At 38.5% G+C, this 2,781-nt stretch carries 3 protein-coding genes; 1 reads left to right on the top strand and 2 read right to left on the bottom strand.

The window, feature by feature from the left end:
• Positions 1 to 264: GIY-YIG nuclease family protein (locus ABDZ72_RS03055; protein WP_343751073.1), on the top strand; the 264-nt coding region annotated here is incomplete at its 5' end.
• Positions 265 to 771: 507 nt separating this feature from the next.
• On the opposite strand, the gene ABDZ72_RS03050 is transcribed toward ABDZ72_RS03055, so the two are convergent.
• Complete coding sequence (locus ABDZ72_RS03050) at positions 772 to 1,530, bottom strand: sporulation protein (protein WP_343751072.1); 759 nt, start codon at positions 1,528 to 1,530, stop codon at positions 772 to 774.
• A gap of 342 nt (positions 1,531 to 1,872) precedes the next feature.
• Positions 1,873 to 2,652 (bottom strand): hypothetical protein, encoded by a 780-nt coding sequence (locus ABDZ72_RS03045; RefSeq protein ID WP_343751071.1) that lies wholly within the window; start codon positions 2,650 to 2,652, stop codon positions 1,873 to 1,875.
• Positions 2,653 to 2,781 lie beyond the last annotated feature (129 nt).

The following is a 2,781-nucleotide window of genomic DNA, read 5'->3' as shown; positions in this document are numbered from 1 at the left end:
GGGGACTTTTTTATGCATTTGGCGTTTTCGTCGATTTCACATCAAATTTTTTCATTACAGGAATGCTCCTATAATTTAGAAGTCATTCACTTAATTCGTACCGATCAACCAGTAAAAGTAGAGAAAAAGTTTCATAAACTTTTTGCAGAAAAAAGACATGTTAATCAATACGATACCACGGAAAAGAGTGAATTTTTTCATTTAAATGAGGAAGATTGGAAATGGATCAAACGACAATTAACTATAGAAAACAAAGGGAAGTGATAAGCACCTCACCTAGCTTCGACAAGGGATTGTATTATCCTGCCACTTTCTAGTACTCTAGTTTAAAACTGCGATTTGAGGATGTTGCATTTGATTTGTTAAGAACTGATATCCAAATACTGGATGTTTTTGAAATAAAGACCCATGGTTGTCTGAATGCTTGATTAGCTCTTGGTGTTGGGAGATGCTTCTTTTCGTAGTAATGGATATAAAGAGACAATTGACTTCTTAAAGCCATAATCTTGTGTTTACTTTTAACCCTAGTTTTATGAACTGCCACAAATAGCTAACGATAAAATTCGAGATCTTATATGTATTTGTTATCATTCACCATAAGAAACGCAAAACCGTTCATTTAGGCGTTACCAAGATAACGATCCAGTTTTCCGTTCCGTTCGGGCGGTGGGGACTAGTATGGAAAATAAATGATACACGTTATTAAAAAAGACCACCATTTTCTAGTAAAATAGAAGCACCTTAAAGCAGCGGGGGACTGACCCCTATATGTTAAGTGAACTGCTGAATCGTTGTCCTTAGCTTGTCTGCTACTGAATGGACACCTTGGTTGATTTCACTATCTGTGAATGAAACACTTATAAAATCTTCATCCATATCCAATGCTTCTGAAAGCAGTCCGCCCAGTCCTTTTGCACGACGGTCAACCTGAAGGATAAGTTCGACTCTGTCCTCTTTCATAAAAAACATTGCTTCCAATTCATCCAAATCACCGTGGAAATCGCTACCCGGCATGAACTCAAACTCTTGAACATAGCGATGACGTTTGGAATACTCCATTTCCACTTTACGCATACGAAATCCAAGTTCATTTGTCAAGGCTTCCAATACGGTATTCATATTCCGGTGCGGCTCAACGTTAATAAAGTCTTTGTCTTTTGGATCGATTGCGTTTGGCACATCCATTCCAGTCTGAAACCATACACTCGTTTTTCCTATCGTAGGTGGGGTGTGCACAGGAAGCGTGAAACTGAAGTCAATTTCCTTGCTTTCCCCTTCACCAATGGTAAACGAATCACCTACAGCAAAAGAATCCAGCTTAACGTCCTCGTGCACTTTTCTGTCGTTTACTTCTCGAACTGCTTCCGTCATCAAGAACAAATTCAGCTGATCAACCTGCTGTTCGGTGCTACCACCTTCAATAACAATTTTTCCACTGACTTCTTCTCCCGGTACAAGCCGGTCGTTATCAAGCTGTGTATCAACTTTTGCACTTCCAATTCCCACGCTTGCAAGCCATTTCTTTAACATGTCATAATCCCCCTATTTAATCACTTCATTTATATTTTCGACATAGCGGGAAGATAATCCTACTATGTTTTTCGTATTCAAAAAATTAATACTTCATTTATCATTCTTCACAAAATTTTCAGCAAGTTAACCTGACCCCGATATACTCCTATTTTTTAACGGTGAATCGTTAAGCGGGGGACTGACCCCGATATATCACAAAATAGCAATCAAAATTACAGTTTTACGCACTTCTACCTAATGTATTTGAAAGCGGGAACAGTTGATAGACCGTAACTAATCATCCGCCGGTAGCATGTAATAAATCCATTTCCGTATAATCATTTGTTTTTCCCATAACCTCTATTTATGTAACCCAAAAGAAAAAGCCCTGCAGAGATTTTCTCTCCACAGGACTTCCGCTTTATCCGTCCACTTTAGCACTTTAAAGCAGCGGGGGACTGACCCCAATATTTTATTCTCTGGGTTAACAACACTGTCATTTGTTGAAGTTAAGGTGAAGTCATCTTTGCCAACATAATCATCAGGATCGACTTCATTGCCGTATTTATCCATAACATTCAAGCCAACAACTTTGGAACCACCTTTGGAGATTTTTGTTGCTGAATCATCCAATGTTACAGCATATGGCGTGCCAGCTTCTTCATTGACATCAAATGTAACAGTGGCTGTTTCGCCATTCACTTTGTTTAGAAGTGTAATTGTAGCTGTTCCTGTTTTATCTCCAAATTTGGCAACGTTCAATTTCGTCTCGTCATCTTCTGTAACAAAACTTACATCACTTGTATCCACGATATTGGAATCAGAAGAAATCATTTCTACATTATTAGCATTATCTTCTAGATTCATCTCGTTACCATACTGATCCTGAGCCGTATATGGCACTTTCACGCCTTCAAGATCTTCTGTGATCATGTTTGTGTCTTCAGGCAGTTCAACATCACCTAAAGATAGGCTATCAAGATGTGCACCTGATACAACAGTTAAGGTTTTGGTTTCTTTAAGACCTGTTGCGTCATGCAAGAATGTTACCGTTACCTCATCATCGACTTTGAAGGCGTCAGGATTCTTTTCTGTATCAATATAGAATGAATTAGACGCAGGATCAAACTCTACATCCACATCATTATCCTGTGACCTAATAGATATCTTAATTGTATCTGCTAAACTAATAAATGGTGAGAGCGTAACATAGTTTGTGTAAACGGCTATGATGAAAGATGGTCATAGAAAAAGGAAGACCCTTTCCTG

This window comes from Lentibacillus halophilus, from assembly GCF_039522485.1.
Classification (GTDB): domain Bacteria; phylum Bacillota; class Bacilli; order Bacillales; family Amphibacillaceae; genus Lentibacillus; species Lentibacillus halophilus.
This window is presented reverse-complemented; position numbering and strand designations above follow the sequence as displayed.